At 61.6% G+C, this 26,686-nt stretch carries 26 protein-coding genes; 13 read left to right on the top strand and 13 right to left on the bottom strand.

Annotation, left to right across the window (positions count from 1 at the left end):
• Positions 1-229: 229 nt before the first annotated feature.
• Complete coding sequence (locus tag BN1136_RS15770) at positions 230-1,183, bottom strand: LysR substrate-binding domain-containing protein (RefSeq protein WP_052365699.1); 954 nt, start codon at positions 1,181-1,183, stop codon at positions 230-232.
• A 71-nt stretch (positions 1,184-1,254) separates the two neighbouring features.
• Here BN1136_RS15770 and BN1136_RS20435 point away from each other — a divergent pair, with 71 nt between their 5' ends.
• Positions 1,255-1,431, top strand: a complete 177-nt coding sequence (locus tag BN1136_RS20435) for a hypothetical protein (RefSeq protein ID WP_167332238.1) — start codon at positions 1,255-1,257, stop codon at positions 1,429-1,431.
• A gap of 316 nt (positions 1,432-1,747) precedes the next feature.
• Here the strand turns inward: BN1136_RS20435 and BN1136_RS15765 are convergent, their stop codons facing one another.
• On the bottom strand, positions 1,748-2,989 hold the full coding sequence (locus BN1136_RS15765) for an ammonium transporter (protein WP_043762584.1): 1,242 nt from the start codon (positions 2,987-2,989) through the stop codon (positions 1,748-1,750).
• A 25-nt stretch (positions 2,990-3,014) separates the two neighbouring features.
• A complete protein-coding gene (gene glnK, locus BN1136_RS15760) occupies positions 3,015-3,353 on the bottom strand; it encodes a P-II family nitrogen regulator (RefSeq protein WP_043762585.1) in 339 nt (112 codons plus the stop codon).
• A 407-nt stretch (positions 3,354-3,760) separates the two neighbouring features.
• On the opposite strand from glnK, the gene BN1136_RS15755 reads away from it, so the two are divergent.
• Both BN1136_RS15755 and BN1136_RS15750 read left to right on the top strand, forming a co-directional pair.
• Complete coding sequence (locus BN1136_RS15755; RefSeq protein WP_043762586.1) at positions 3,761-4,762, top strand: sensor domain-containing diguanylate cyclase; 1,002 nt, start codon at positions 3,761-3,763, stop codon at positions 4,760-4,762.
• Between the two features lie 131 nt (positions 4,763-4,893).
• Positions 4,894-5,313 (top strand): hypothetical protein, encoded by a 420-nt coding sequence (locus BN1136_RS15750; protein ID WP_043762588.1) that lies wholly within the window; start codon positions 4,894-4,896, stop codon positions 5,311-5,313.
• 57 nt (positions 5,314-5,370) lie between these two features.
• Here BN1136_RS15750 and BN1136_RS15745 read toward each other — a convergent pair whose 3' ends face one another.
• Positions 5,371-5,727 carry a hypothetical protein gene (locus tag BN1136_RS15745; protein ID WP_043762589.1) on the bottom strand — a complete coding sequence of 119 codons (357 nt, stop codon included), beginning with the start codon at positions 5,725-5,727 and terminating at the stop codon, positions 5,371-5,373.
• Between the two features lie 200 nt (positions 5,728-5,927).
• Here BN1136_RS15745 and BN1136_RS15740 point away from each other — a divergent pair, with 200 nt between their 5' ends.
• Together BN1136_RS15740 and BN1136_RS15735 are read left to right on the top strand one after the other, a co-directional pair.
• On the top strand, positions 5,928-6,650 hold the full coding sequence (locus tag BN1136_RS15740) for a response regulator (RefSeq protein WP_043762590.1): 723 nt from the start codon (positions 5,928-5,930) through the stop codon (positions 6,648-6,650).
• Between the two features lie 7 nt (positions 6,651-6,657).
• Positions 6,658-8,043, top strand: a complete 1,386-nt coding sequence (locus tag BN1136_RS15735) for an ATP-binding protein (RefSeq protein WP_043762592.1) — start codon at positions 6,658-6,660, stop codon at positions 8,041-8,043.
• A gap of 178 nt (positions 8,044-8,221) precedes the next feature.
• Here BN1136_RS15735 and cspE read toward each other — a convergent pair whose 3' ends face one another.
• Together cspE and yjbD are read right to left on the bottom strand one after the other, a co-directional pair.
• Positions 8,222-8,431, bottom strand: a complete 210-nt coding sequence (gene cspE / locus BN1136_RS15730) for a transcription antiterminator/RNA stability regulator CspE (RefSeq protein ID WP_010675897.1) — start codon at positions 8,429-8,431, stop codon at positions 8,222-8,224.
• A 392-nt stretch (positions 8,432-8,823) separates the two neighbouring features.
• Positions 8,824-9,108 carry a DUF3811 domain-containing protein gene (yjbD, locus tag BN1136_RS15725; RefSeq protein WP_043762593.1) on the bottom strand — a complete coding sequence of 95 codons (285 nt, stop codon included), beginning with the start codon at positions 9,106-9,108 and terminating at the stop codon, positions 8,824-8,826.
• A gap of 304 nt (positions 9,109-9,412) precedes the next feature.
• On the opposite strand from yjbD, the gene BN1136_RS20620 reads away from it, so the two are divergent.
• Entirely contained in the window at positions 9,413-9,535 is a 123-nt protein-coding gene (locus BN1136_RS20620; RefSeq protein ID WP_081843838.1) for a hypothetical protein, read from the top strand.
• A gap of 47 nt (positions 9,536-9,582) precedes the next feature.
• On the opposite strand, the gene BN1136_RS15720 is transcribed toward BN1136_RS20620, so the two are convergent.
• Both BN1136_RS15720 and BN1136_RS15715 read right to left on the bottom strand, forming a co-directional pair.
• Positions 9,583-10,353, bottom strand: coding sequence for a substrate-binding periplasmic protein (locus BN1136_RS15720; protein ID WP_043762595.1), 771 nt, complete (start codon positions 10,351-10,353; stop codon positions 9,583-9,585).
• A gap of 157 nt (positions 10,354-10,510) precedes the next feature.
• The gene (locus BN1136_RS15715; RefSeq protein WP_043808882.1) at positions 10,511-11,080 is read right to left on the bottom strand and encodes a single-stranded DNA-binding protein; all 570 of its coding nucleotides are present in this window, start codon (positions 11,078-11,080) and stop codon (positions 10,511-10,513) included.
• Between the two features lie 503 nt (positions 11,081-11,583).
• Here BN1136_RS15715 and BN1136_RS15710 point away from each other — a divergent pair.
• A complete protein-coding gene (locus BN1136_RS15710) occupies positions 11,584-12,222 on the top strand; it encodes a LuxR C-terminal-related transcriptional regulator (protein WP_081843839.1) in 639 nt (212 codons plus the stop codon).
• Between the two features lie 93 nt (positions 12,223-12,315).
• Positions 12,316-15,144, top strand: coding sequence for an excinuclease ABC subunit UvrA (gene uvrA / locus BN1136_RS15705; protein ID WP_043762605.1), 2,829 nt, complete (start codon positions 12,316-12,318; stop codon positions 15,142-15,144).
• A gap of 139 nt (positions 15,145-15,283) precedes the next feature.
• Here uvrA and BN1136_RS20615 read toward each other — a convergent pair whose 3' ends face one another.
• Complete coding sequence (locus tag BN1136_RS20615) at positions 15,284-15,409, bottom strand: hypothetical protein (RefSeq protein WP_268749070.1); 126 nt, start codon at positions 15,407-15,409, stop codon at positions 15,284-15,286.
• Between the two features lie 325 nt (positions 15,410-15,734).
• Here BN1136_RS20615 and BN1136_RS15700 point away from each other — a divergent pair, with 325 nt between their 5' ends.
• The 3 genes from BN1136_RS15700 (at position 15,735) to BN1136_RS15690 (ending at position 19,970) form a co-directional block, all read left to right on the top strand.
• Complete coding sequence (locus BN1136_RS15700; protein WP_043762606.1) at positions 15,735-16,346, top strand: OmpW family outer membrane protein; 612 nt, start codon at positions 15,735-15,737, stop codon at positions 16,344-16,346.
• A 196-nt stretch (positions 16,347-16,542) separates the two neighbouring features.
• A complete protein-coding gene (locus tag BN1136_RS15695; protein ID WP_043762608.1) occupies positions 16,543-18,522 on the top strand; it encodes a methyl-accepting chemotaxis protein in 1,980 nt (659 codons plus the stop codon).
• A gap of 8 nt (positions 18,523-18,530) precedes the next feature.
• Positions 18,531-19,970, top strand: a complete 1,440-nt coding sequence (locus BN1136_RS15690; RefSeq protein WP_043762609.1) for an ABC transporter substrate-binding protein — start codon at positions 18,531-18,533, stop codon at positions 19,968-19,970.
• 44 nt (positions 19,971-20,014) lie between these two features.
• Here BN1136_RS15690 and BN1136_RS15685 read toward each other — a convergent pair whose 3' ends face one another.
• On the bottom strand, positions 20,015-20,833 hold the full coding sequence (locus BN1136_RS15685; RefSeq protein ID WP_043762611.1) for a GNAT family N-acetyltransferase: 819 nt from the start codon (positions 20,831-20,833) through the stop codon (positions 20,015-20,017).
• 326 nt (positions 20,834-21,159) lie between these two features.
• Between BN1136_RS15685 and metF the strand changes: the two genes are divergently transcribed.
• Positions 21,160-22,056 carry a methylenetetrahydrofolate reductase gene (metF, locus tag BN1136_RS15680; protein WP_043808879.1) on the top strand — a complete coding sequence of 299 codons (897 nt, stop codon included), beginning with the start codon at positions 21,160-21,162 and terminating at the stop codon, positions 22,054-22,056.
• Positions 22,057-22,121: 65 nt separating this feature from the next.
• Here the strand turns inward: metF and BN1136_RS15675 are convergent, their stop codons facing one another.
• Positions 22,122-23,183, bottom strand: coding sequence for a DUF3103 family protein (locus BN1136_RS15675; RefSeq protein WP_043762615.1), 1,062 nt, complete (start codon positions 23,181-23,183; stop codon positions 22,122-22,124).
• 150 nt (positions 23,184-23,333) lie between these two features.
• Complete coding sequence (locus BN1136_RS15670) at positions 23,334-24,485, bottom strand: benzoate/H(+) symporter BenE family transporter (protein WP_043762617.1); 1,152 nt, start codon at positions 24,483-24,485, stop codon at positions 23,334-23,336.
• 114 nt (positions 24,486-24,599) lie between these two features.
• Here BN1136_RS15670 and BN1136_RS15665 point away from each other — a divergent pair, with 114 nt between their 5' ends.
• Positions 24,600-25,172: a helix-turn-helix domain-containing protein gene (locus tag BN1136_RS15665; RefSeq protein ID WP_043762620.1), complete on the top strand. Its 573-nt coding sequence runs from the start codon at positions 24,600-24,602 to the stop codon at positions 25,170-25,172.
• Here the strand turns inward: BN1136_RS15665 and BN1136_RS15660 are convergent, their stop codons facing one another.
• Positions 25,173-26,369 (bottom strand): NnrS family protein, encoded by a 1,197-nt coding sequence (locus BN1136_RS15660; protein WP_043808877.1) that lies wholly within the window; start codon positions 26,367-26,369, stop codon positions 25,173-25,175.
• Positions 26,370-26,686 lie beyond the last annotated feature (317 nt).

Genomic DNA, 26,686 nt, shown 5'->3' with positions numbered 1-26,686 from the left:
ATTGAAGCCCTCTGGGTTGATAAGAAAAACAACTTATCACCTTTTGCTAGGGTGACATATGAGGCTTGTCATGGTTTTGATATAGCGGTCAGAAAATTTGATACATGTTGCTTGGAAAGCTCATCTCGCCTGCTGGAATTCGCAGGTTCAACACCATTTTACCAACCGATTTAATTGGTGATTATTATGCCTGTGAAGCTCAATGTTTACTGCGAAATCTCTTTTCCCCTCATCCTGACCCTTTCTCCCGCAAGTTATCCGGCTGGCAGCCGGGGCCCTGGGCGACCTCCTCCTTGAGCCAGTCGGTAAAGCAGCAGATCCGGGTCAGTCGGGGGGAGTCGGGATCCCAGATCAGGTGGTAGTCGTTCTCGGGGTGATAGCTCCTGGTGAAGAGGCGGGTCAGCAGGCCGCTGGCGATCAGATCCCCCGCCAGCACGTTGCGGCTCAGGGCCACCCCCTTACCGGAGAGCACCATGTCGATCGCCAGGCTGTTGTTGTTGACCTCGAAGCGCTTGATCCGGCTCAGGTCGAGCCGATAGCCCGACTCCTGCAGCCACTTCTCCCACGAGACTCCGGCGTAGTCGGGCCCGGAGACGATGACGGTATCGTAGAGATCCTCGATACGCTGCAGCCGCTCGGCCAGGGCCGGCGAGCAGACCGGAAAGACGCACTCCCGGATCAGCAGGCAGGAGCTCATCTCGGGGTCGACCCGGTTGCAGTAGCGGATCGCCAGATCCATGCCGCCCCGGCCTATGGGCTGCACCTGGGGGTTGGCGTTGAGGCGCACCTCGACCTCGGGGTGGCGCTCGACGAAGCGCCAGAGCCTCGGCATCAGCCAGCGGCTGGCGAAGGAGGGGTTGACGGTGACGTTCAGCACCCCTGCCAGGGGCTCGCACTCGAGGGCGGCCATGCCCTGTTCGAACGCCGCCATGCCCTGGCTGACCCAGGGGAGCAGGCGTGTGCCCCGCTCGGTCAGGCGCATGTTGCGCCCCTCGCGGACAAACAGCTTGACCCCCAGACTCTGCTCCAGCCCCCGGATCTGCTGGCTGACCGCCGCCTGGGTGATGAAGAGCTCCTCGGCGGCGCGGGAGTAGCTGCCGTGGCGGGCCGCCGCCTCGAAGGTGTGCAGGGCGCCGATCTGGGCGATGTATAACTTGCGCTTATGTGTCTGGTTAGCTTTCATCGTTGGCCTTCCTGGCCCGGATTAATAACACTCGACGCCATGTCAAACGGCGAAATCCAGGCGAGGTTATCATGGAAACGGCAGGAAGCAATCTGATCGAATCGATCATGAATATATTCACCCGCAAGGCCAGGCTGGCCCGGGAGTGCAATCTGGAGGATATCTCCGGCTGGTTGAAAAACGACATGGGCGTCAGCCATGAAGACGACCGGCGGCAAGACCATGCCAGCAATAAAATAAGGTATTGAGGCGCTCTTTATAGTTTTGTGGGTGCGCCATTATTAACGCCCCCTGTTTTACCACTCTGCTTATTACCCGAAAAATAGCGGCATCGCCTATTATCGCGGTGGGCCTTATTCACCTCCGCATTCAGGCGGAAATAGGCTCATCGGCGTATTGCCGTGTTTTCCTGACAGGCCAGACGAGCCGGACAGGGCGATGGCATCCCACCCAGTGCCTCTGGCCCCGGCAAGGTGTGCCCGCCAGCGTCATTTCCCCTGGCCTGAAGGGCCCAAAAAAACGGGGCCGAAGGTTTCCCTTCGGCCCCGCCTTCAACGCCTCTCGTCAGAGGCTGGATTTGACGCTGACAAACTCGGGGTAGGCATCGATGCCGCACTCGTGCATGTCCACGCCCATCAGCTCTTCCTCTTCGCTGACGCGCAGGCCCATGGTGGCCTTGAGCAGGCTCCAGACGACCAGGGCGGCGACAAAGACCCAGCCGAAGATGACGGCGGCACCCAGCAGCTGGGCACCGAAGGTGGTGCTTTCGTTGGAGAAGGGCACCACCATCAGGCCGAACAGGCCGCACACCCCGTGTACCGAGATGGCACCGACCGGATCATCGATCTTCATGCGATCGAAGGCGACGATGGCGTAGACCACCAGGGCACCGGCCAGGGCGCCGATCAGGCTGGCGAACAGCGGGCTGGGGGAGGCCGGGTCGGCGGTAATGGCGACCAGGCCGCCGAGGGCGCCGTTGAGGATCATGGTGAGATCCGCCTTGCCCCAGGTGAGCTTGCTGACCAGCAGGGCGCCGACCACACCGGCGGCCGCGGCGGCGTTGGTGTTGACGAAGACGGTGCCGATGGCGGTGGCGTCAGCGGCGCTGGAGAGCGCGAGCTGGGAGCCGCCGTTGAAGCCGAACCAGCCCATCCACAGGATCAGGGTGCCCAGGGTCGCCAGCGGCAGGTTGGAGCCGGGGATGGGGTAGATCTCGCCCTGCTTGCCATATTTGCCACGACGGGGGCCGAGCAGCAGCACGGCGGCGAGGGCAGCGGCGGCGCCTGCCATGTGCACGATGCCGGAGCCCGCGAAGTCGGAGAAGCCCGCCTCTTTCAGGAAGCCGCCGCCCCAGGTCCAGAAGCCTTCCATGGGGTAGATGAAGCCGGTCATCACCACACAAAACAGCAGGAAGGACCAGAGCTTCATGCGCTCGGCCACCGCACCGGAGATGATGGAGGTGGCGGTCGCCACGAAGACCACCTGGAAGAAGAAGTCGGAGTGCAGGGAGTGGCCCGCGTCGTCCGCCTGGCTGCCCATCAGGCTGCCGAAGCTCGGCAGCCAGCCGCCGGCGGTGTTGTCCACGTACATGATGTTGTAACCGACCAGCAGGAACATGATGCAGGCGATGGCATAGAGCAGGATGTTCTTGGTCAGGATCTCGGTGGTGTTCTTGGCGCGGACCAGGCCGGCCTCCAGCATGGCGAACCCGGCGGCCATCCACATGACCAGCACGCCGGAGATCAGCAGGTAGAAGGTGTCGAGTGCATAGCGCAGCTCGCTAACGGATTTGATCAACTCTTCCATGTCGTATTCCTCAGTTCCAGTCGTATCAAAGGGCGTCTGCGTCGGTCTCGCCGGTGCGGATGCGCACGGCGGCCTGCAGGTCGTAGACGAAGATCTTGCCGTCACCTATCTTGCCGGTGTAGGCGGCCTTGCTGATGGCTTCGATGATCGGCTCGACGTTGTCGGCCTGGGTGCCGATCTCCAGCTTCACCTTCGGCAGAAAATCCACCTGGTATTCGGCGCCCCGATAGAGTTCGGTGTGCCCCTTCTGGCGGCCAAACCCCTTGACCTCGGAGACCGTCAGCCCCTCGACGCCGAGATTGGCGATGGCTTCGCGCACGTCGTCGAGCTTGAACGGTTTGATGATGGCGGTGATTAATTTCATGCAATGTCCCCAATCCATGGTGGTTCACTCACGTATTGGTATTGGCAAATATTGGGCCAAGAATTTTTATCTTATTATTCAAGTGTTTGATTAATTCCCGCATGGCGGCTACCAGCGGCGTGCCCAATGTGGGCAGGGCTGCGCCAAAGGTGTGCACCCGATTGGTGCAAGCCGGGCCGCAAGGAAATGCGGCAGGAGCGTGACTCCCCTCCAAGACCTGAGGCAGGGTGACTGCTACTGTTATTCAGACAAATGGTGGCGGGCCGATAACCCTGTCATGAGCGGGGCACAGGGGCTCCACCGCCACCACGGATCCCGGCCGGCAGGTTGCCCTTTTCACCGTGATTCACTATTCGGAACCGGGCCGCCCACCCTGGTGGCCACGTAGCAGAACAAGGATGGTTCCCATGCTGCAACACAATGACACGCTCGTGATCCCGGATCTCAACGAGGCCGTGGTGCACGGCATTCTGCAGGTCGTCAGCGATGGTATCTGGGACTGGAATGCCAACACCGGCTACGTCTATCGCAATCCCGGCTGGTACCAGATGCTGGGGTATGAGCCGCATTCCCTCGACAACTCCGTCCTGACCTGGGAGAACGTGATCCACCCGGACGATCTGGCGCGGGTCATGGCGCGCTTCGACGCCTATCTGAACGGAAGCGAGCTTGATTACCGGGTGGAGTACCGTTGCCGCTGCCGCAACGGCGACTACATCTGGATTGAGGATTGTGGCCGCATCATAGCGCGCAATCCGGACGGTTCCGTGGCCAGGATGATAGGGGCGCACCGGGACATCCACGCCCAGCGGGAGCTCTACCTCAGGCTGGAGCTGCAAAACCGTTCCCTGGAGCAGCTGGTGGCGGAGCGCACCGCCGAGCTGGAGCGGCTCAATCTGGAGCTGCAACACCAGGTAGAAGAAAACCGCCGCCTGGCGGAGACGGACTCTCTGACCGGGGCAGCCAGCCGCTATCGGCTGGAGCACGGCGTCAGGCTGGAGTATGAGCGTGCCAGGCGCTTCAAGGAGCCCTTCGCCGTGATCGCCATGGACGTGGACGACTTCAAGCAGATCAACGATCGCTATGGTCACGGGGTCGGCGACCAGACCCTGATCGACATAGTGCGCCTGACCCGGGACTGCATCCGCGAGATCGATCTGCTGGCCCGCTGGGGCGGGGACGAGTTTATGCTGGTGCTGCCCAATACGCGCCTGGGGGAGGCCCACAAGGTCGCTGAAAAGTTGCGACAGCGACTGGGCTACGCCAGGGTCCAGGGGGTGGAGCCCATCACCCTGAGCTTCGGACTGGTGGAGTCAGACCCTGGCGAGCCCCTGAATCATCTGATGGCGAGGGTGGACCGGGCCCTCTATCGGGCCAAGCTGGCGGGCAAGGATCAGCTCTGCGGCTAGACCGGCGTCACTGGTCGGAGGCGATGGACGGGTTTACCCCCCGGATACGACTTGATGTTGGGATTTTCTTGACGCCATTTCATCCCGCTGGTTTCATGCGCGCTCTTTTCATTCCTGCGAGATGTATCTTCATGAAGAAGTGCCTTCTGATTGCCCTGACTACCCTGCCCCTGGTTGCCCACGCTGGCCTGATGGATGCCCTGACTGACACCGTGACCAGCAGCGTCACCAGCACCGCCAAGGAGATGGCGGGCAGCGCCATGGACACCGCCTCCAACGAGGCGATCAAAACGGCCCTGGACATCAAGGAAGGCGGCTCCAACAAGCAGGCCATCAAGGAGAAGCTGGGCGCACCGGCCAGCACCCTGACCGAAGCCGGTCTGGAAGTGTGGACCTATGATCTGAGCGCCCTGAACAAGGCCTCTCCGCTGCTGGCCGAGACCACAGCCTCCCTGCTGAAGGAGTCCGAAGTGGCCCAGAAGAACGTGGTGATCAAGTTCGAAGGGGAGACAGTGAAGACCCTGAGCCTGGCCGACAAGACCAAGGCCTGAATCTGAACGACGTGTATAAAGAAAGGGGCCCGCGGGCCCCTTTTTGCTGCTTTCGAATTACTGGTTCGCTTCGGCGAACTGCTTCATCACTTCCGCGTGCTTGGTCATGCCGTCGGCGCGCAGGGAGAGGTTCTTCACGAACTCGGCCTTCTTGGCCGGATCTTCAATCTTGTCGTAGCGCTGCTGCAGGTGGGCCTGGATCTGCTCCGGGGTCATGTTCTGCATGCGGGCCATCTTGTCGTGACGGCCGCCATGGTGCTTGCCGCCCATCATGCCGGCACCGTCCATGGAGCAGTTGGTCGCCATGGCCTGGGTCGGTTGCGCGGTGGAGACAGCTTCGCTGGCGGCGTAGGCGCCAAGCGGCAGGCCAAGGATCAGGGTGGCGGTCAGCAGGGTCTTGGTCAGCTTTTTCATGGGTAACTCCTGTCGGATTGATACGGGTACAGGCTGTTTCGCCTTGGTACTCAGTAAACACCGTGGAAGTGTCTGAACTTTGCCAGTACAGGACTATTTTGTAGCAGAGTGTGGCATCTTGCCGCTCTGGCACACTTTGACACAACCCGCCCGGTTGATTTTCGTATAATCGCCCCAGCTCGATAACGGGAGAGACAGTGATGAACCAAGGCAGCCCTCATATTCTGGTGGTCGACGACCACAGCGAGATCCGCGATCTGCTCAAGCGCTTTCTGGAACAGCACGGCATGCGCGTCAGTTGTGCCCGTGATGGCAAGGAGATGAAGCGGCTGCTGGACGAGCGGGAGTTCGATCTGCTGGTGCTGGATCTGATGATGCCGGGGGAGGATGGTCTTACCCTGTGTCGTGAGCTCAGGGTCAAGTCTCGCCTGCCCATCATCATGCTCACCGCCATGGGTGAGGAGACGGATCGCATTATCGGCCTGGAGATGGGGGCCGACGACTACCTCTCCAAGCCCTTCAATCCCCGGGAGCTGCTGGCCCGCATCAAGGCGGTAATGCGTCGCACCCAGGCGGAGAGCCTGCCCGTCCCCGAGACACTGACCCGGGATCTGCGCTTCGACCGCTGGCTGCTTGACATCAATCGCCGCGAGCTGGTGGACGAGGAAGGGGTGGGGATGAGCCTCTCCACCGCCGAGTTCGATCTGCTCAAGGTCTTTCTGGAGCGCCCGCAGCGGGTGCTGAGCCGGGATCAGCTGCTGGATCTGGCCCGGGGCCGGGAGGCCGTGGCCTTCGATCGTGCCATCGACACCCTGGTGAGCCGCCTGCGGCGCAAGCTGGAGCGGGATCCCAAGAATCCCGAGCTCATCAAGACCATCTGGGGCGGCGGTTACCTGTTTGCCGCCGACGTGACCCAGGAGTGAGCGCGCCATGATCAAGCGCGTCTTCGCCAGGCTGCTGCCCAAGGGGCTGACCGGCCAGATCGTGCTGGTGGCCCTGGCGGGGCTGGTGCTGATCCAGTTGCTCAGCATCCAGATCTACCGCTCGGACAGGGAGGAAGCGCTTGGCTACGTCAACAGCCGCAACGCCATGCAGCGCATCATCTCTGTGGTGCGCCTGCTCTCCCTCTCGCCCCCCTCCCTCTATCACGAGATCCTCAAGGCGAGCCGCAGCGAGACCCTGCTGCTGCGCCTCTCCGACGAGCCGCTGCTGCCAGACAACCGCAGCCCCCGCTACGAGAAGCTGGTGCGGGCCAAGCTCGGTTACCCTTCCTCCCTGGCGGTGGAGATCAGCGCCGAGTTGAAGCAGGACGTCCAGCGCAGCCGGGCCTGGCAGCATCACAACCGCATGATGAAGGAGCGCAACGGCATGCCGCCGCCCCAGGACATGCGACTCTACGGCTCCATCGAGCTGCCCAACGGTGGCTGGCTGCAGTTCAGCTCCCTGGTGGACAAGGAGACGGCGAGCTGGTCCTGGCAGACCACCCTCAACCTGTTGCTGGTGGCGAGTCTGGTCATCGGTCTGATGATCTGGCTGTTCCGCCGTGCGACCCTGCCTCTCAAGCAGCTGGCCGCCAATGCGGACAGGCTGGGGCGTGGTGAGGACATCGAGCCCCTGCGGGAAGAGGGGCCCATCGAGATCCGCGAATCCATCCAGGCCTTCAACCGCATGCATACCCGGCTCGATCGCTTCGTGCAGGACAGAACCCGGATGCTGGCCGCCATCTCCCATGACCTGCGCACCCCTATCACCAGCCTGCGGCTGCGCAGCGAGTTTCTGGCGGACGGGGAGGACAAGGAGCGATTCCAGCAGACCCTGCAGCAGATGGAGCAGATGCTGGCGGCGACCCTGAGCTTCGCGCGGGAGGAGGGGCAGCAGGAGGCGACCCGGGAGCTGGATCTGGTCAGCCTGCTGGAGAGCCTGTGCGACGACTACGCCGACATGGGGCAGCCCGTCACCTGCCTGGCCGAGGGCAAGCAGGTGTACGCCTGTCGGGCCAATACTCTGCGCCGGGTGCTGCAAAACCTCATCGGAAACGCCATCAAGTACGCGGGGGGGGCCGAGGTATCGCTGCTGCGTACCGAATCCGAATTGCTGATCCTGGTCTGTGATCAGGGGCCGGGGATCGCCGAGAACCAGCTGGAGGAGGTGTTCAAGCCCTTCGTGCGCCTCGACGAGGCCCGCAACACCGAGTCTGGCAGCGTGGGGCTGGGGCTCGCCATCGCCCGTACCCTGGTGCATCAGCACGGCGGGGAGCTCAGCCTGCACAATCGCCAGGAGGGGGGGCTGGAGGCGAGGATCAGCCTGCCGTTGTAAGGGCCATGGCCACGAGAGAGGGCACCATTATGGTGCCCTTTTTGTTGCCCGTGGCGAGATGGCAGCAGGGCAACCAGCCGGCCAGCCGGAAAAAAGCCAACAAAAAACCCGCCGAAGCGGGTTTTTTCAATTCTTGCAGAGGCCCTTGCCCGTAGAGGGGAAGGTGCTCCGGCTTGAATTACTGCGGAACGACGTTCGCAGCAGCCGGGCCTTTCTGGCCTTGCTCGATGGTGAACTCAACGCGCTGACCTTCTTCCAGGGTTTTGAAACCGTTGGACTGGATGGCGGAGAAGTGAACGAACACGTCTTTGCTGCCGTCAGCCGGGGAGATGAAACCGAAGCCTTTCTCGGCGTTGAAGAATTTTACGGTACCAGTCATTTTGGACATGATAATTTCCTTACAATAGTGATATTGAAACGCCACTCGGGGTGGCAATCCATGATTTTTCGTCAGCAATACGTATGGGGAGCACTAAAGAGGGAAATTATCTGGCAAGAATTATCCGGGACAACTCTATGCACAAATCACTGCTTTAAGATGACTGCCTAACATAATCAGGTCTGAACTACCGAACCATCGAAAACGATTAGAACACGCACACTCCGTCATGGCAATCTTTATCTTGGTATTCTGTTTTTTCTGTACTGGCCACTCCGGCTGGTTATGCTTGCTTTTGTAATGTAAATGGACGATTTGTCTGTCCTGTTAGTCTGGGTGGAGGTAAACACCGAAATGAATGTTTTATATGGTGTTTTCATCCTCACGCTTTCATGCTGACATTATCGTCTGCCACGGAATTTGTTGCTGACTGAGTCTGCCCAGTTGAAGGTGTCTGGCAACACCTGCTCCCTGGCTCGCTCCTTGGCCTTTTCCCGTGCCAGTGCTGAGGCATCCTTTGCTGCCTTGGCGCGATCCGCGGCAATCTTCAGGCGCCCGGCCTCCCGGATCTTGTTGCGCTCCCCGTTGGTCAGGGTGTGATCGGCATTGGCCTGAGCCTTTTGCACCAGGAGGGCGATCTCGGCCTTCTCGGTCTCGGTCAGATCTTTCATTTCCAGCTTCTTCATGGCGCTATCCTGCGGCAGGTGAATGGCCACCCTAACACACATCCATCAGGGGAACTCGTCTCATCGTCAGCCCGATGTGAAAAGTGCCTTCCTTGTCTCATGTGTGGCTGCTGATCCCTGAAGTGTGCCTATTGGAGGCCCTGCCTGGCCTTGCCGCTGTGAGGCTGGATCCCGACGGAAGGTTGGGGGTATGCTGAGGTCAGTGCGATCACTGATCGTCACTGCTAGCGTACTGGTTTTACGATTCGGCTGACATGCTGGAATTTCGTTCCAACTGTCCTGGTAACCTTTTTGGAGTCTGATGATGAGCAACAAAGAACAGCATCACGGCAAAGATGCCAAGAAAAAACCGCAGATGTCACTGAAAGAGAAGCGCGAGGCCAAACGGCAGAAAGCCGACCTGAAAAATGGCAGCGCGATGAAGTAACGCTCCCCTCACTGTTGTTCCTTTGGAGCCAGTATCAAGCCAGTCCGTCATGGGCTGGCTTTTATGTTTCCTGTCGATGAGCTCGCGCCATAGCGGGCAAAGATGCGTTCATAGCGTCCGTCTGCCTTCATCCGGGTGAGCTGCCTGTCGAACCACTGTTGCTGTGTGACGTCCCTGAAGGCGAAGTGGTAGTGGGTAGGAGGGAAGAGGTCGTGTTGCCTGACGCTCTCCGAGGGGTAGCGTTCGCCGCTCTCTGTCTCCCCGAGCAACCGGGCCAGGTAGTAGTAGAAGACCCGCTGCTCCAGGATCACGGCATCGGCGCGGCCCAGCAGCAACCTCTGCACCTGGCCTTCCTGCCTCGCTACCTCCTCATAACGGGGATTGCTGCCGACTATCCCGGCGAACTCCTCCCCCAGGATCTGTTTTGCCCGCTGGAAGGCGCTGACCCGCAAGGTCTGCAGATCCTGCAGGCTGTGCAGTGCCGTCTGATCGAGGGTAAAGACCCGGTTGTGGAAGGTGATCACCCTCTGGGAGAGGTGGGCGTTGTTCAGCATGCCGGGCTTGACGTTGATGATGGCGTCCAGCTTGCCTTCCTCCAGCATCCGGAAAGTTCGCTCCAGGGGGAGATAGACGACCTGCAGGTCATGGCCGCTGTCTGCGAAGGCCTCGCGCACGAGATCCAGCTCGATGCCTCTGTCCTCTTTGCTGATGACATAGGGTGGAATGGCGAAGCTCACCCCCACCCGCAGCGGCTGTGCCATCAGGGGGACGGTGAACATCAGCAGAGTGAGGTACAACAGGCGGCTAAGGTGACTCATTCTGGCTCTCGAAGGTGCGGCTCGCCTCGATGATAGCCGCAAGCGCATGCACACGTGAGGGTAAGATCCGGATAGTCGCAGCACCATGATGACCGTGGCTATGAGTGCGTCAGAAACAGGCAAAAAAAGGCCCTGAATGATCAGGGCCCGATATGCATCAGAACGGAATATCGTCGTCGAAATCCATCGGCGGTTCGTTGTAGACCGGCGGTGCGGATTGCGGCTGCTGGGCCGGACGGCCGTAGCCACCCTGGGGCTGCATGTTCTGCTGCGGAGCGGCAGGACGTTGCATGTTCTGCTGCGGTGCGGCCTGTTGCGGCTGGCCCCAGTTGCCCTGGGAGGACTGGCCGCCCATGCCCTGACCGGCGCCCTGCGGACGGCCACCCAGCATCTGCATCACACCGGTGAAGCTGTCTACCAGTACCTCGGTGGTGTAGCGCTCCTGGCCGCTCTGATCCTGCCACTTGCGGGTCTGCAGCTTGCCTTCCACATAGACCTGGGAACCCTTCTTCAGGTATTCGCCAGCGACTTCGGCCAGCTTGCCCATGAAGACGACGCGGTGCCACTCGGTCCGCTCTTTCTGCTCGCCGGTCTGCTTGTCGCGCCAGGTGTCGGAGGTGGCCAGGGTGATGTTAGTCACGGCACCGCCGCTCGGCATGTAGCGCACTTCCGGGTCTTGGCCCAGGTTACCGATCAGAATGACTTTGTTGATGCCTCGACTGGCCATAATCTCTCTTCCACCTTATGTATACCGGCCAGGCCAGATGCCTGGGCCCATTCAATAATGCGTTTGTTTGCAACGAGATGCGCGCCGCGAATGGGCGTCATCTGCATTCAGTGTCCTGGCTGTGCGGGGTTGCCGACAGGAGCGGCATTCAACCGGCTACAGCGTTTGCCCGTCATAGTACCAGTTGGCGGGCATGAGCGCACACCTTCCTGCCTCTGCGGGCGCCAACGCAGACTGAGTAACTTACCCGAGGTCCGGGGAATCCAGCAAGGGGATGACGCAGGAGTATGCTGCATCGAGGGGGAAGGCTTGCTATGGTGCCGTCAGGCACTAGCTACCCCCCAAATGGGGGGGGTGTGCTAGTCATTTGTATTGGCTGGAAAATTGTCGGGCTTCAAAAGGGCCACCGCGACGCCTAATACTTTTTTAATGCTGCAGTCAGAAGGGGGATTGGTACTCTTCTTGCCGAAAGCCCCGACCGAATGTGCAAGGAAGTTCTCTTGATGACGCCCGAATATCCCCTAGTGCTGATCACCGAAAATAACGCACAAGCCACCAGTTTCCAGCGTCACCTCAGCGAACAGCTCGACCTCCCCATCATGTTGGTGGGTGCGCTGGATGCTCTGCCCGATCCCGCCGTGACTGGCACCCAACCGCTGCTGTTGATCGATCTGGACTACCTCAAGTCGGCGCAGCAGGAGCTGTGGAGCAAGACCATCTGCCAGCGTTTTGGCGATGCCAGCGCCGTGCTGCTCAATGCCCCGACCAGTACGGACAAGGAGCTGCTGTTGATGTGGCCCCACACCAGCGGTCTCTTCTTCCGCCAGGACAGCCTGGACAGGCTGGTCTTCGGCATTCGCAAGGTGTTGCAGGGGGAGTACTGGATCCCGCGCCACCTCTTGTGCGACCTGGTGGATTACTACCGCAAGGGCAACGGGCAACCCCTGCGCCAGCAGACACTGTTGACGGCCCGCGAGCAGGAGATCGTCCGCCATCTGATGACGGGCGCTTCCAACACCGAGATCGCGGATAACCTCTTCGTGAGCGAGCACACCGTCAAATCCCACCTCTACAACGTGTTCAAGAAGCTGAACGTCAAGAACCGGTTGCAGGCGGTGAGCTGGGCCAAGGAGTATCTCTGAGAGGCGGGGCGGGACGAGAAAGACTGTCTATTCATCCAGTAGTCTCTATGCCATACTGACCCGCTCTGGTTCCCGTATCGAGCGCGCAACAAGATGGAAAAAATCGTGATCCGGGGTGCCCGCACCCACAACCTCAAGAACATCAACCTGATCCTGCCCCGTGACAAGCTGATCGTGGTCACCGGCCTCTCCGGTTCGGGCAAATCCTCCCTGGCGTTCGATACCCTCTATGCGGAGGGACAGCGCCGCTACGTGGAGTCGCTTTCTGCCTACGCTCGCCAGTTCCTCTCCCTGATGGAGAAGCCGGACGTGGACCACATCGAGGGGCTGTCTCCGGCCATCTCCATCGAGCAGAAGTCCACCTCCCACAACCCGCGCTCGACCGTCGGTACCATCACCGAAATTTACGACTACCTGCGTCTGTTGTTCGCCCGGGTTGGCGAGCCGCGCTGTCCGACCCACGCCATTCCGCTCGCCGCCCAGACCATCAGCCAGATGGTGGACCAGGTGCTGGCCCAGCCGGAAGGCGCCAAGCTGATGTTGCTTGCCCCCGTGGTGCGCAACCGCAAGGGGGAGCACACCAAGCTGCTGGAGAACCTGGCCGCCCAGGGCTACATCCGTGCCCGTATCGACGGGGAGGTGTGCGATCTCTCGGATCCCCCCGCGCTGGAGCTGCACAAGAAGCACACCATCGAAGTGGTGGTGGATCGCTTCAAGGTGCGCGAGGATCTGGCCCTGCGTCTGGCCGAGTCGTTCGAGACGGCCCTGACCCTCTCCGGCGGCATCGTGCTGGTGGTGCCCATGGACGGGGAGGAAGGTGTGGAACCCATGACCTTCTCCGCGAACTTCGCCTGCCCGGAGTGCGGCTACTCCATGTCTGAGCTGGAGCCGCGCATCTTCTCCTTCAACAACCCGGCCGGCGCCTGCCCCACCTGCGATGGCCTGGGGGTGCAGCAGTACTTCGACCCTGCCAAGCTGATCCACGATCCGGGCCAGAGCCTGGCCGGCGGCGCCATCCGAGGCTGGGACAAGCGCAGCTTCTATTACTTCCAGATGCTCAAATCCCTGGCCGAACACTACCAGTTCGATCTGGAGGCGCCCTGGGAGGATCTGCCGGCCAAGATCCAGGAGGTGATCCTGCGGGGTTCCGGCCGCACCGAGATCGAATTCCGCTACATGAACGACCGCGGCGACGTGGTGGTGCGCAAGCACCCGTTCGAGGGGATCCTCCACAACATGGAGCGCCGCTACCGGGAGACAGAATCCAACTCGGTGCGCGAAGAGCTGGCCAAGTACATCGCCAACAAGTCCTGTACCAGCTGCGGCGGCAGCCGGCTGCGGGAAGAGGCGCGCCACGTCTTCGTGGACAACCGCAACCTGCCGGCCATCGCCGAGCAGTCCATCGGCGATGCGCTGGCCTTCTTCGAAGGGATGAACCTGACCGGCCAGCGCGCCCAGATCGCCGAGAAGATCCTGAAAGAGATCGTCGAGCGCCTCGGCTTCCTGGTCAACGTCGGCCTCAACTATCTGAGCCTGTCCCGCAGCGCCGAGACCCTCTCCGGCGGCGAGGCGCAGCGGATCCGGCTGGCCAGCCAGATCGGTGCCGGTCTGGTGGGGGTCATGTATGTGCTGGATGAGCCTTCCATCGGCTTGCACCAGCGGGACAACGAGCGGTTGCTCAAGACCCTGACTCACCTGCGGGATCTCGGGAACACGGTGATCGTGGTGGAGCACGACGAGGACGCCATTCGTCTCGCCGACCATGTGCTCGATATCGGCCCGGGGGCCGGGGTGCATGGCGGTGCCATCGTCGCCCAGGGCACGCCGGAGGAGATCATCGCGAACCCCGAGTCACTGACCGGTGACTACCTCTCCGGCCGCAAGCAGATCGCCATCCCGGCCGAGCGCACCCCGCTCACCGGCAAGTGGCTGAAACTGAAAGGGGCGAGCGGCAACAACCTGCGCAACGTCAACCTGGACCTGCCCATCGGGGTGATGACCTGCGTCACCGGCGTCTCCGGCTCCGGCAAGTCGACGCTCATCAACGACACCCTGTTCCGCATCGCCCACCGGGAGCTGAACAAGGCGACCGAGTCCACCCCGGCGCCCTATCGCAGCGTCGAGGGGCTGGAGCACCTGGACAAGGTGGTGGACATCGACCAGAGCCCCATCGGCCGCACGCCGCGCTCCAACCCGGCCACCTACACCGGCCTGTTCACCCCGATCCGCGAGCTGCTCTCCGGCACCCAGGAGGCGCGCTCCCGCGGCTACCAGCCGGGCCGCTTCTCCTTCAACGTGAAGGGGGGCCGCTGCGAGGCCTGCCAGGGGGACGGCGTCATCAAGGTGGAGATGCACTTCCTGCCGGACGTCTACGTGCCGTGCGACGTCTGCAAAGGCAAGCGCTACAACCGCGAGACCCTGGAGGTGAAGTACAAGGGCAAGAACATCCACGAGATCCTCGAGATGACGGTGGAAGATGCCCGCGAATTCTTCGATCCCGTGCCGGCGGTGGCGCGCAAGCTGCAGACACTGATGGACGTGGGCCTCTCCTATATCCGCCTCGGTCAGTCAGCCACCACCCTGTCGGGGGGCGAGGCGCAGCGGGTCAAGCTGGCGCGGGAGCTCTCCAAGCGGGATACCGGCCAGACCCTCTACATCCTGGACGAGCCGACTACAGGACTGCACTTCCACGACATCCAGCAGCTGCTCAAGGTGCTGCACCAGTTGCGGGACAGGGGCAACACCATCGTCATCATCGAGCACAATCTGGACGTCATCAAAACCGCCGACTGGATCGTCGATCTGGGGCCGGAGGGGGGCGCCGGTGGCGGCCGCATCCTGGTGACCGGTACGCCGGAGGAGATGAGCCGCTGCAAGGAATCCCATACGGCCCGTTTCCTGGCTCCGCTGTTGGGCAAGTAAGGGAAGGTCATGCAAACGAGGGGCTCAGGCCCCTTTTTTCATGGGCAGAGCCTCATCGAAGGGGGCGGCTGTAGCGGGAGGGGAAACAAGCGGGGCGATGTGGTGCCTGTGGGCGAACCTGCGCCCTGGCCGGGGTGGCTCAGTGGGTCAGCATCAGGAAGGCGAGGGCAAACAGGAAGCCCAGCAGAATGAACAGGAAGGAGCCTATGCCCCAGATGGCGGCCAGGATGCCGATTATTTTGTCTTTGCGGGTCTGTGGTTTCATAAAAATAAAATTACAGCGTGGCTACATTGCGTTAATAAAATACCCCTGTGGCCATAATTAAACAACAATGAAAAGGAAATATGAAGGTCGTTAAGGTGTATTTATTTGCTATTTTAAATCGGTTTTAGATGTGAAAATTAACCGCATCATCATGTATTTAAATGATTTTTCTTTGCGTGGCGCTGAATTTGTAAACCCCATAAGCTGCCGTGTACATCCATCTATTTCTTGATAACTATTGAGCTAAATCAATAACCGATCATTCACATCCTTTTATAGTTTTCGGGCTTACAACTTAGAAAGAAAACAAAAAAGGAATTACGTGATGAAAAAGATCCTTCCTCTGTTAATCGCAGCCGCCTTTGCCTCCCCTGTCGCCATGGCGCACCAGGCCGGTGACATCCTGGTCCGCGGGGGCCTGGCCTTCGTTTCTCCCCAGACCAGCAGTGACGACGTCCTGGGGACGGGCGAGCTGGAGATCGACAGCAACATGCAGCTGGGCCTGACCCTCTCCTACATGCTGACGGACAACTGGGGTGTCGAGCTGCTGGCTGCAACCCCCTTCTCCCATTCGGTCTCCACGGCCGGTCTGGGTGAGGTCGCCAAGGTCAAACACCTGCCGCCGACCCTGATGGCGCAGTACTACTTCGGGGATGCCAACAGCAAGGTGCGTCCCTATGTCGGCGCCGGTATCAACTACACCACCTTCTTCGACGAGGAGGGGCGCGGTGCCCTGGCCGGCACCGAGGTGAGCGTCGACTCTTCCTGGGGGATGGCGGGTCAGGTGGGCCTGGACATGGCGATCAACGATCGCTGGTTCGTCAACGCCTCCGCCTGGATCATCGACATCGACACCGATGTGCACACCGCCGTGGGCACCATCGACACCTCCATCGATCCGGTCGCCTTCATGTTCGGTGTCGGCTACCGCTTCTGATGACAAGGTTGGCCGCCACAAGGCCATGACAACCAAGCATGTCTCTTTGGCCCGGCTCTGTTCGGGCCCTTTTCTGTCCAGCTCCGCGCAAGAACTGTGATCCGGTGCGCCATCGCGCCATGAACTGCTCTTCCATTGCCTCAGGCTGCCGATAACCTCCAGGTTCATATCTTTCCCAACGAGTGAGGATGTCTCCATGGGTTTATCTATCGTGCAGCGGATCATCGCCGGATTTGTCCTGATGCTGCTGTTGCTGGTTCTGCTCGGCTTCATCAGCATCCTGAAGATCCGGGGGATCAACGAGGGGTTGTCCCAGGTCTCGGATCGCGCCACCCCGCTGGTGATCGCGGTCGCCGGTCTCAAGGGCGCATTGCAGGACAGCAACCGCTGGGTGCTGACCTACAGAACCAGCGAGGATGCGACCCAGCTGCCGCAGCTGGCCAGTCAGTTCAAGGCGCAGCAGGAACGCTTCCTGGCCCAGAGCAAGGAGATGGCCCGCTTCGACGGCGTGGCCGAGGCGGGCGAGCGGTTCCGTCAGGTCGACGGGGCGACCCGGGAATTCTACGGTCTGGCGGATCAGGTGCTGACCCAGCATGGCCAGTGGGTGGCCGCCCTCGATCGGCGTCATGAACTGGAGCTGGCGTTCATCCGGCTGGAGGACACCTATCAATGGGCCGCCGAACTGCTGTTGCAGCAGACCGCCAGCAAGCGATCCATGCGCAACAAGGCCGAACTCATCACCTCGGGCATTGCCCGGGATCTGAAGAACATTCGTCGGGCCGACGCCAAGACCGATCTCAACGAGCTGGAGAAGGTGCTCGGCAAGGATATCGAGATGGCTCGCAAGCGGCTGGAGCGGGTGCAGGTACCCGATGATGTGAGGCAGCGCTTCATCGTCAATCTGGACCGGATGCAGGAGCTGGCGCTCGGCCCGCAGGGGCTGCTCGCCACCATGCGCCACGGCCAGCAACTCGCCGCCTCGCTGCAGGCCCTGAACCAGCAGCTCGATACCAGCCTGGTCAACAGCCTGGCGTTGCTGGACGAGATGGGCAAGTCGGCGGGCAGCATCGCCAGCCAGAGCCGGATCGGTGCCGATGGTGCCGTCAGCAGTGCCAGCGTCTGGATCCTGGTGGTCTCCGTCATCTCGGCCGCCGCAGCGCTCATCATCGGCTACACCACGGCCCGCAGCATCCAGCGTCCGTTGCAGCTCATCGACCGGGAGCTGGAACGCATGGCCACGGGTGACATGACGCGGCGCATCGACTACCAGAGCCGCTGCGAGTTCGGAAGCCTGGCTCGCTCCATCAATACCCTGGCGGACAAGACGGGGGAGCTGCTTGCCCAGATCAATGCCGGCTCCCGCCATCTGGTGGACGAGGCGAGCCGCGCCGCCGAGATAAGCGAGCGGGCCATGTCCCGGGTGCAGGATCAGAAGAGTCAGACTGATCAGGTCGCGGCTGCCATCACCGAGCTGGAAGTCAGTGCCACCGAGGTGGCGCGCTCCACCGATGGCACCAAGCGCGAGGTGGATCTGGCGGACGAAGAGGCCCGTGCCGGACGCAAACAGGTGGCCAGCACGCGCCGGATCACCGAGCAGCTGGCGGGCGCCATGGAAGAGGCGGTCGGCATCACCCACAAGCTGGGGGAATTCAGCGACAACATCGGCAGCATCCTGGACGTGATCCGCAGCATCGCCGAGCAGACCAACCTGCTGGCACTGAATGCGGCCATCGAGGCAGCCCGGGCCGGTGACGCGGGTCGTGGTTTTGCCGTGGTGGCGGACGAGGTGCGGGCGCTGGCCAACCGGACCCAGACCTCGACCGAAGAGATCCAGGCCATGATCGAGAACCTGCAGAATTCCAGCAGGCACGTGGTGGAAGTGATGGCGCGCAGCCAGGAGCAGACCCAGGGATGCGTCGAGCAGACCCGGGTCATGGACGAGGCGCTGCAGTCCATCGCCGAGCGGATGAGCGCCATCAAGGCGATGGCGGATCAGGTGGCCCACGCGGCCCAGGAGCAGATCTCCGTCAGCCAGGGGGTGGCCCGCCATGTGGCCGGCATCGCGGACGTGGCCTACGAGACCGAGCGCGAGGCGCGGGAATCGGCCAGCAGCAGTGAGGTGCTGGCGGATCTGGTCGCCAAGCAGCAGCAATTGATCGCTCATTTCAAGGTGTAGGAGGACTTATGGCTAACAAGTGGATCGGGGCCCTGAGTCTCCTGTTGTGCGGCCAGCTGGTGGCCAGCGAGCTGGTGATCGAGAGCTGGCGAATCGATGACAAGGCCCTGTGGGAGCAGAAGATCATTCCCGCCTTCGAGGCGGCCCACCCGGGCATACAGGTGAAGTTCAACGGGGTGCAGAACGTCGAGTACATGCCGACCCTCTGGGCCAGCCTGAAGGAGGGCAAGGCGGGGGATCTCATCACCTGCCGTCCGTTCGACGACTCCCTGGCCCTGTTCAAGGCAGGCCACCTGGTGGAGCTGAGCGAGATGGCGGGCATGGAGAACTTCCCGAGCTTCGCCCAGTCGCCCTGGCAGACCGACAGCGGGGCCCAGACCTTCTGTGTGCCCATGGCCTCGGTCATTCACGGCTTCTTCTACAACAAGAAGATTTTCAACGAGCTGGGGCTGACGGTGCCGCAGACCCGCGATGAATTCTTCGCGACCCTCGACAAGGTGAAGGCGGACGGCCGTTATGTGCCGCTCGCCATGAGCGGCTCCGAGAGCTGGGTCGCCTCCGAGCTTGGCTTCCAGAATATCGGCCCCAACTACTGGAAGGGGGAGGATGGCCGCCTGGCGCTGATTGGAGGGCAGGAGAGGCTCAATAACCCGCAGTACGTCAAGGTGTTCGAGGAGCTGGCCCGCTGGCGCGACTACCTGGGTGAAGGGGGCGAGAGCCGGGACTATGCCACGACCAACGCGTTGTTTACCTCGGGCAAGGCCGCCTTCTATGCCGCCGGCTCCTGGGAGATAGCCCCCTTCACCGGCAAGGTCGACTTTGGTGTGATGCGCCCGCCCGTGGCAAAGCAGGGGGATGGCTGTTTCTTCGCCGATCACACGGACATCGGCATGGGGATGAACCCGGCCAGCAAGAACAAGGAGGCGGCCATGGCCTTCCTGCAGTGGCTGACCACGGCCCAGTTTGCCGAGCTCTATACCAACTCGCTGCCGGGCTTCTTCTCCCTCTCCAACCACTTCTTCGAGGCCACCAATCCGGCGGCAAAGGAGATGATGGAGTGGCGGGATCAGTGCGACTCCACCATCCGGGTCGCCACCCAGATCCTCTCCCGCGGGACCCCCAAGCTCGGGGACGAGCTGGCCGAGGTGAGCCAGCAAGTGCTGCTTGGCAAGACGATGCCCCAGGCCGCTGCGGATCGTCTGGAGCAGGGGTTGAAGGGCTGGTATGCCCCCCATCAGGGTAATCAGGAGAAGGGGGGCGAGTGTCAGTGCAATGCAGCGGCGCCCGTGACCGCGCCTGCCTCTGCGGCCTTGGCGACCCTGCCTGCCGTGGCCGGGTCAGCGGCTTCGTCGGCATCGGCAACGGTTGGTTCCTCCTCTGCTGCCCCCCTGCCCGCCGCGGAGGTGGAGCAGGCCCTCGCGAGCGAGCTGGATGGCGCGCAGCCGTGATCTTGAGTGCCATGAAAAAAACGGGAGGCTGCGGCCTCCCGTTTTTATTGCTGTCCGTCGCCGGTTTGTCCGGGTGAGTGGGGCCAGCGGCACAGACTGCCGATGCGTGCCACCGGGGTGAAGCCGAGGGCGCGATAGACCCGCTGGGCGTGGTAGTGCTCGTCGGCCACTATGATGAGCCGCTTGGCTCGCTCGAAGCCCTGGCGAGCCACCTGGCTCAGCAGTTGGCGACAGAATCCCAGGTTGCGCCACTCCCTGTGGGTACGCACCAGCTGGAAGCGTCCCATGCTGCCGGTGAAGAAGAGGCCGCAGCTGGCGACCAGGTTTCCCTGATGCCAGAGTCCCCACCACTGCCCCAGTCCGTCGGCGATCATCGCCTCATAGAGATGGCGGCGTGACTGCAGATAGGGCAGGTAGCTCTCCTCCGAGTGGGCGGGATCCCGCTCTGCCAGCTCGAAGGCGAGCCACTCATCCCAGTCGTCGGCGGTGAAGGGACGGGCCTGTGGCAACGCATTCCGGCTCGGAGCTTGTTCGCCGCCAGCCTCCAGGGCCAGCACCACGCACTCCATGTACTGGTATCCCGCCGCCACGAACCCGGCTACCCGGCTGTTCTGCCCCTCGCCCAGGGGCCACTGGAAGGTACGGTGGCGGATCCGGGGATCCTGGCCGATCAGGCTGTCGAAACTGGACTCCAGCCAGCCCTTGTCATGATCGCTGGGGGGCGTGGGGAGCAGCAGGTAGTTGCCAAAGTAATAGTCGGGAGCGTTCGGAGTGCGCACGGCCCAGAAGGTGCCATGGTGCGTCACCTCGCCCTGGTAGCGGTCGAACAGCAGATCGGTGGCAAAACCGGGGTGATCTTCCATGATGAGGCTCCTGCACATACTTGAATGGCTTATCGGCAGGTCGGGAGAGAAGTTAAAAAAGGCCGGGAGACCCGGCCAAACAATCACACGCAGATTCAGAACGTCCAGGACGATCCGCCCGCATCATAGCGTGCCTGAGGGCAATTTGGGATGGGCTCGGTCATGACTTAGGTTGAATTGCAAAATAAAAAAATCGTATATCCCCCTTGTCCACGAGAAATCGGTGTTGACTTTGCGTCATTTTCTCATAAAGATAGAAAGACGTTTAGACGTCCAAACATCCGTTTCGACGTAGAAGAATGGATTGCAGGACAGGGAGAGAGCAGATGGGATTTCACAGCGCGCGTCAGGTTGAGGCACTCAACCAGAGTCTGGCGGATCTGGGTGGCGACATATCGGTCAGTTTCGAGTTTTTTCCGCCCAACAGCGAAGGGATGGAGAACACCCTCTGGCAATCCATCGAGCGCCTGCAGGTGCTGGAACCCAAGTTTGTCTCCGTGACCTATGGCGCCAACTCGGGCACCCGGGATCGCACTCACAAGGTGATCAAGGACATCAAGGAGCGCACCGGCCTCATCGCCGCCCCGCACCTGACCTGTATCGATGCCAGCCGCGACGAGCTGCGTACCATTGCCCGTGACTACTGGAACAGCGGCATTCGCCATATCGTCGCACTGCGCGGGGATCTGCCTCCCGGACTCGACAAACCGGACATGTACGCCACCGACCTGGTCGCCCTGCTCAAGTCCGAGGCCGATTTCGATATATCTGTGGCCGCCTATCCGGAAGGGCACCCCGAGGCCCGGAGTGCGCAGTCCGATTTGCTCAACCTCAAGCGCAAGATAGACGCGGGCGCCAACCGTGCCATCACCCAGTTCTTCTTTGACGTGGAGACCTACCTGCGATTTCGTGATCGCTGTGCGGCCATCGGCATCGATGCGGAGATCGTGCCGGGGATCCTGCCGGTCTCCAACTACCAGACCCTGGCCAAGTTTGCCGGCTTCACCAACGTGAAGATCCCGCGCTGGATGCACCAGCGTTTCGAGGGGCTGGAGCACGATCAGATGACGCGCAACATGGTGGGGGCGAGCATCGCCATCGATCAGGTGCGGGTGTTGAGCCAGGAAGGGGTGAAGGATTTCCACTTCTATACCCTGAACCGCTCCGAGCTGACCTACGCCATCTGCCATACCCTGGGGGTGAGGCCGAAAGGCCAGGCCTGATCCCGCGAGCCCGGATACAGGAAAGCCAATGAGTCTCCTCATTGGCTTTTTGTTTTGGCTGGGAGTCAGGGCCGGGTTGGCTGGATCTCCCTGGGTTCGAGATCGATGACGGCATTGCCGGCGGCACCCGGGTACTGGTGATAGCTCTGATCCTGCTCCAGGGTGTAGAAGGTGTCGAGGTAGTCGTCGTTGTTGGTCATCCAGGAGTCGGGCAGCGCCTTGACGATGCGCCCCCCGAGATCGAGGAAGGGCAGGGCCTCGGGCACCCCTCCCGCAGTGAAGCCGAGCTTGAGCGCGTCGATCAGCAGGGCACTCAGCTCCTTGTAGTTGACGTTGTCGTCCTGCTCCATCATCACCACGTCGACGGCGCCCCAGCGATAGCGGTCCCAGTACACCAGGATCTGGTTGGGGGAGTAGTCGGTGTTGTCATCATCGAGGTAGGGCATGTCGACGATGTCCACCACGGGCTCGTCCCTGCCTGGATTGACCCCGGCGACTACCGCATAGACCTCGGCCGCACCGAGCAGCCAGGGCTCCTGATCATCCCTTAGCCTTATCTTCTTCAACACGCTGGTCTTGAGGGGCGCGGTGACGCTGGCAGCGCGGGGGGCTACCTGCATGTCGGCCTCGGCCAGTGCCTTTCGCATCACCTTGAGGCCGGCGTTCTTGGCCTTGATCGGGTCGGCTTCGACGACCAGCACGGGTCGTGCCGGCGCCTGGTTCACGTCGAGATACACCGGGTTGCCAGCCACGTCGAAGGCTTCGATGGCGCTCCAGCTCTTCTCGTCTCCGCTCGGTACATAGGCAACCAGCGGCTCGACCCCCTGCTGGAGCGCACGCGCCTGGTCCGGGTTGGCCAGCCGCAGCTGCATCAGCTGCTTGACCTCTCCCTCCAGCCCCTGCCGGCTGATGGCGGCCTGGTTGGCATCCGTGGCCTGCCGCTTGAGGCGCGGACTCGCCTTTTGCAGCAAGTCGGGCAGCGGGCTCTGGTAGCCCTGGTTGGAGAGCAGGGGCAACAGGTTCTTCTGTTGCAATGCGATCTGGCGGGCCAGATCGCGGTCCGCATCGGCCGCGTGGGCTGTGGTGCCCAGCAAGGCCATTAACAGGATGACAGCCTGATTCCTCATTATTCTCGTTCTCCGATATTGAGTCTGACAGAGGCGCCGATTGGGAAGAATCTGCGCCTCTTTCTCACTAGAGGGGAACAAGGTTCATATGTGAACACCCTTGGCAGAATTATGTGCTGAGTCTCACTGGGGTTTCACCATATGGGCAGGTCAGACGCGGAGTCGGTTGACTTGGTGCAGCGCCACGCCGACCAGCAAACCCCAGCAGGCGGAGCCGACCCCGAGCAGGCTGATCCCGGAGGCGGTGATTATGAAGGTCAGCAAGGCGGCCTCCCGCTCCCCATCCTGTTGCAAGGCGCTGTGCAGGCTGCTGCCTATGGTACCGAGCAGCGCCAGTCCGGCCACGCAGGTCACCAGAGCGGTGGGAAATGCGCTGAACAAGGCGACCACGGTTGCCCCGAAACAGCCGGTGATCAGATAGAAGCCCCCGGCCCAGACTGCGGCCGGCCAGCGGCGAGTGGCATCGGGATCCACCTCCTTGCCCATGCAGATCGCCGCCGTGATGGCCGCCAGGTTGAAGGCATAACCGCCGAACGGTGCCAGCAACAGGCCGGTCAGTCCGGTCCAGGTGATCAGGGCGGAGGTGGACGGTTGATAGCCGTGAGCACGCAGGATGGCGATGCCGGGCATGTTTTGGGACGTCATGGTGACGAGGAACAGCGGCAGGGCGATGCCCAGCAGGGCGTCGATGGAAAAGGCCGGCGAGATCCACACCGGACTGGAGAGCTGCCAATGCACCTCACTCAGCTGCAACTCACCCCTCAGGGTGCATAGCAGCATGCCGGTGGCCAGCACCAGCACCATGGTGTAGCGGGGCCAGAGATGGCGGCCGAGCAGAAAGGCCAGCAGCAGGGCACCAAGCAGCAGAGGATCCTGGGGGGCCACCTTGAAGAGATCCAGCCCGAACCGGAGCAAGACACCGGCCAGCATGGCGGCAGCAAGGGGGGCGGGAATGTGACGCATCAACTTGTCGAACCAGCCGCTGATGCCGCAGAGGGTGATCAGCAGCGAAGAGACGATAAAGGCGCCGATGGCCTCCGCCAGACTGAAGTTGCCCAGGCTGGTGATGAGTAGCGCGGCGCCCGGGGTGGACCAGGCCGTCAGCACCGGGATGCGGTAGTAGAGGGAGAGGCCGATGCAGCTTACGCCCATGCCGATCCCGAGTGTCCATAACCAGGAGGAGACCTGGGCGGCATCGGCGCTGGCGGCAGCAGCGGCCTGGATGATCAAGACGACCGAGCTGGTATAACCCACCAGAACGGCGATGAGGCCTGCGACCAGGTGGGGGAGGGCAAAGGGCATGATGACGTCCTTGTGAATACTGATAGTCTGTGCGTTATTGCGTACAATGTCGTCTCGACTATAGCGATGTGCGCTATAGCGCACAATATGGCATATGCAAAAACCGGAGAGCAGATGCAGGAGATGAGTCGCTATCTGGCCCAGCGATTGAAAGGGCTGCGTGCCGAGAGGGGATGGAGTTTGGATGCGGCTGCCCGGGAGACCGGGGTGAGCAAGGCCATGCTGGGGCAGATCGAGCGGGGGGAGTCCAGCCCGACGGTGGCGACCCTGTGGAAGATTGCCACCGGTTTTCGGGTATCCTTCTCCAGCTTCATCGAGCCGCCCCCGGAGGTGCAGGGGGAAACGCTCTATCGTATCGCCGATGATATCCGCCAGCAGCCTGCGGGAGAGGGGATGCAGGTCGCCCCGTTGTTTCCCTATGAGGGGCGTTTTGGCTTCGAGCTGTTCGAACTGACCCTGCTGCCCGGTTACCAGAGGGAGTCAGAACCCCATGAGCCCGGGGTGACAGAGCATGTCATCGTCATCAGCGGCGTGATGGAGGTGCTGGTGGACGGGGAGTGGCGTTCCCTAGAGCAGGGGGAGGCGGTCCGCTTTGCCGCCGATCGTCCCCATGGCTACCGCAATCTGGGAATCGCTCCTGCCATCTTCCATAACCTGATCCACTATCCTGCCATGCCGATGCTATGACTAGCCGGGGCGGCCATCCGCCCTGGGACTTGCTAGTATGGGGGTATAGACCCAGACAAAGAGACCGTAGGCGGCAATCCAGCTCCAGCCGCTCAGGTTCCATCCCGCCAGCGACAGACCAGGCCAGAAGAGCGGAAGAAAGACCCGAACGATCGCTGACAGGACGATGAGCGCAAATGCCGCCGTGATCCTGCGCCCGACCTGTAGGGCTCTGCCGCTGTGGCCGAGGGAGACTCTGGCGATCATCCCGAGGATCATGGTGCCCATGCAGCCTGCGCTGAGCAGGTGGCTGGCCAGGGACAGGGTGATGGGCAAGCCTGCTGTATGGGCGGCCAGCGCGGCCAACCCCAGGGGGATGAAGAGATAGGCTAGATGCAGCGACCAAAGCAGGGGCTGTGCCACAGTGGTGGCGGGTCGCCAGCGCAGTTGCCTGTAGAGGTGGGCGCCTGCCGCCACTATATATAGAGGGAACATCTGGATGCTGGTGACCCATGGAGTGGGAAGCAGCAACCAGAGCAGCAGGATGAGCCACAGGAGCGCGAGCGCGGTGCGTTCCAGCCACGGCAGGGGAGTGGCTTTCTCCATGCCGGTGGCTCTGGCCGTGAAGAAGGGGATGACCCTCCCCCCCATCACTGCGATCAGAGTGGTGAACAGCAACACCGCCGTGATCAGCAGATGTTCCATCAGGCTCCAGTCAGCACGCCATAACCAGCTTGCTCCGTTGAGCAGGGTCAAGACGAGGAGCAGGGGAACGAAGAAGAGGTTGCGCCACTGGCGTGTCACTATGATGGGTCTGGCGAGGAACCAGGCGCAGAGGGGCAGCCAGGCCAGGTCCATCACCATCAGGATGACATGGTTTTCCCCCAGCCAGGGAAGCAGGCACCTCGGTGCCGCCCACAATCCCACGACCAGAGCCAGTGGCCAGCTGCGCACGCCGGGGTGAGCGGTCCAGTTCTGCACGGCGGTGAGCAGGAAGCCTGCCACTATGGCTGCGCCAAAGCCGAACAGCATCTCGTGAGCATGCCACCAGACGGGATTGCCAATGCCGGGCAGGGCAAGCCAGCCGTTGAGCTGTCCCAGCCAACCCAGCATGGCTAGGCAGGAAAACAGGGCGCCCAGCAGGAAGAAAGGGCGAAATCCCAAACGAAACAGCGGAACTATCCGTTCTTCCTTTTGGCTATCCAGGATCTGGTGCATGGCGACGACCTTAATTGAGCATTTTAAAAGCTTATTATAAAGTGGCTTTTCAAATACTCAATTCAAAACGGGTCAATGGTTGCCTAAAGACGGTGTTATGGATGAAAAAGATACGCTTTGCTGCATGTTTGAGCGAACGCGTCGCCAATGTGAAAAAGCCCTTGTCATCGCGGCGCCGCTCCCTATAATGCGCCCCTACCAGCACGGCGGTCCACGCCGAACTGATGAGCCAGCTTCCTTGTGAAGCCAGCGCCGAAAGAAAAGCGAAAACAAGCGCTTGACTTTCGAAGTAAGGTCGGTATTATACGCCACCTCAG

The organism is Aeromonas taiwanensis (assembly GCF_000820165.1).
Lineage (GTDB): Bacteria > Pseudomonadota > Gammaproteobacteria > Enterobacterales > Aeromonadaceae > Aeromonas > Aeromonas taiwanensis.
Note: the sequence above shows the minus strand (reverse complement) of the source record. Positions and strands in the feature narration are given on the sequence as shown.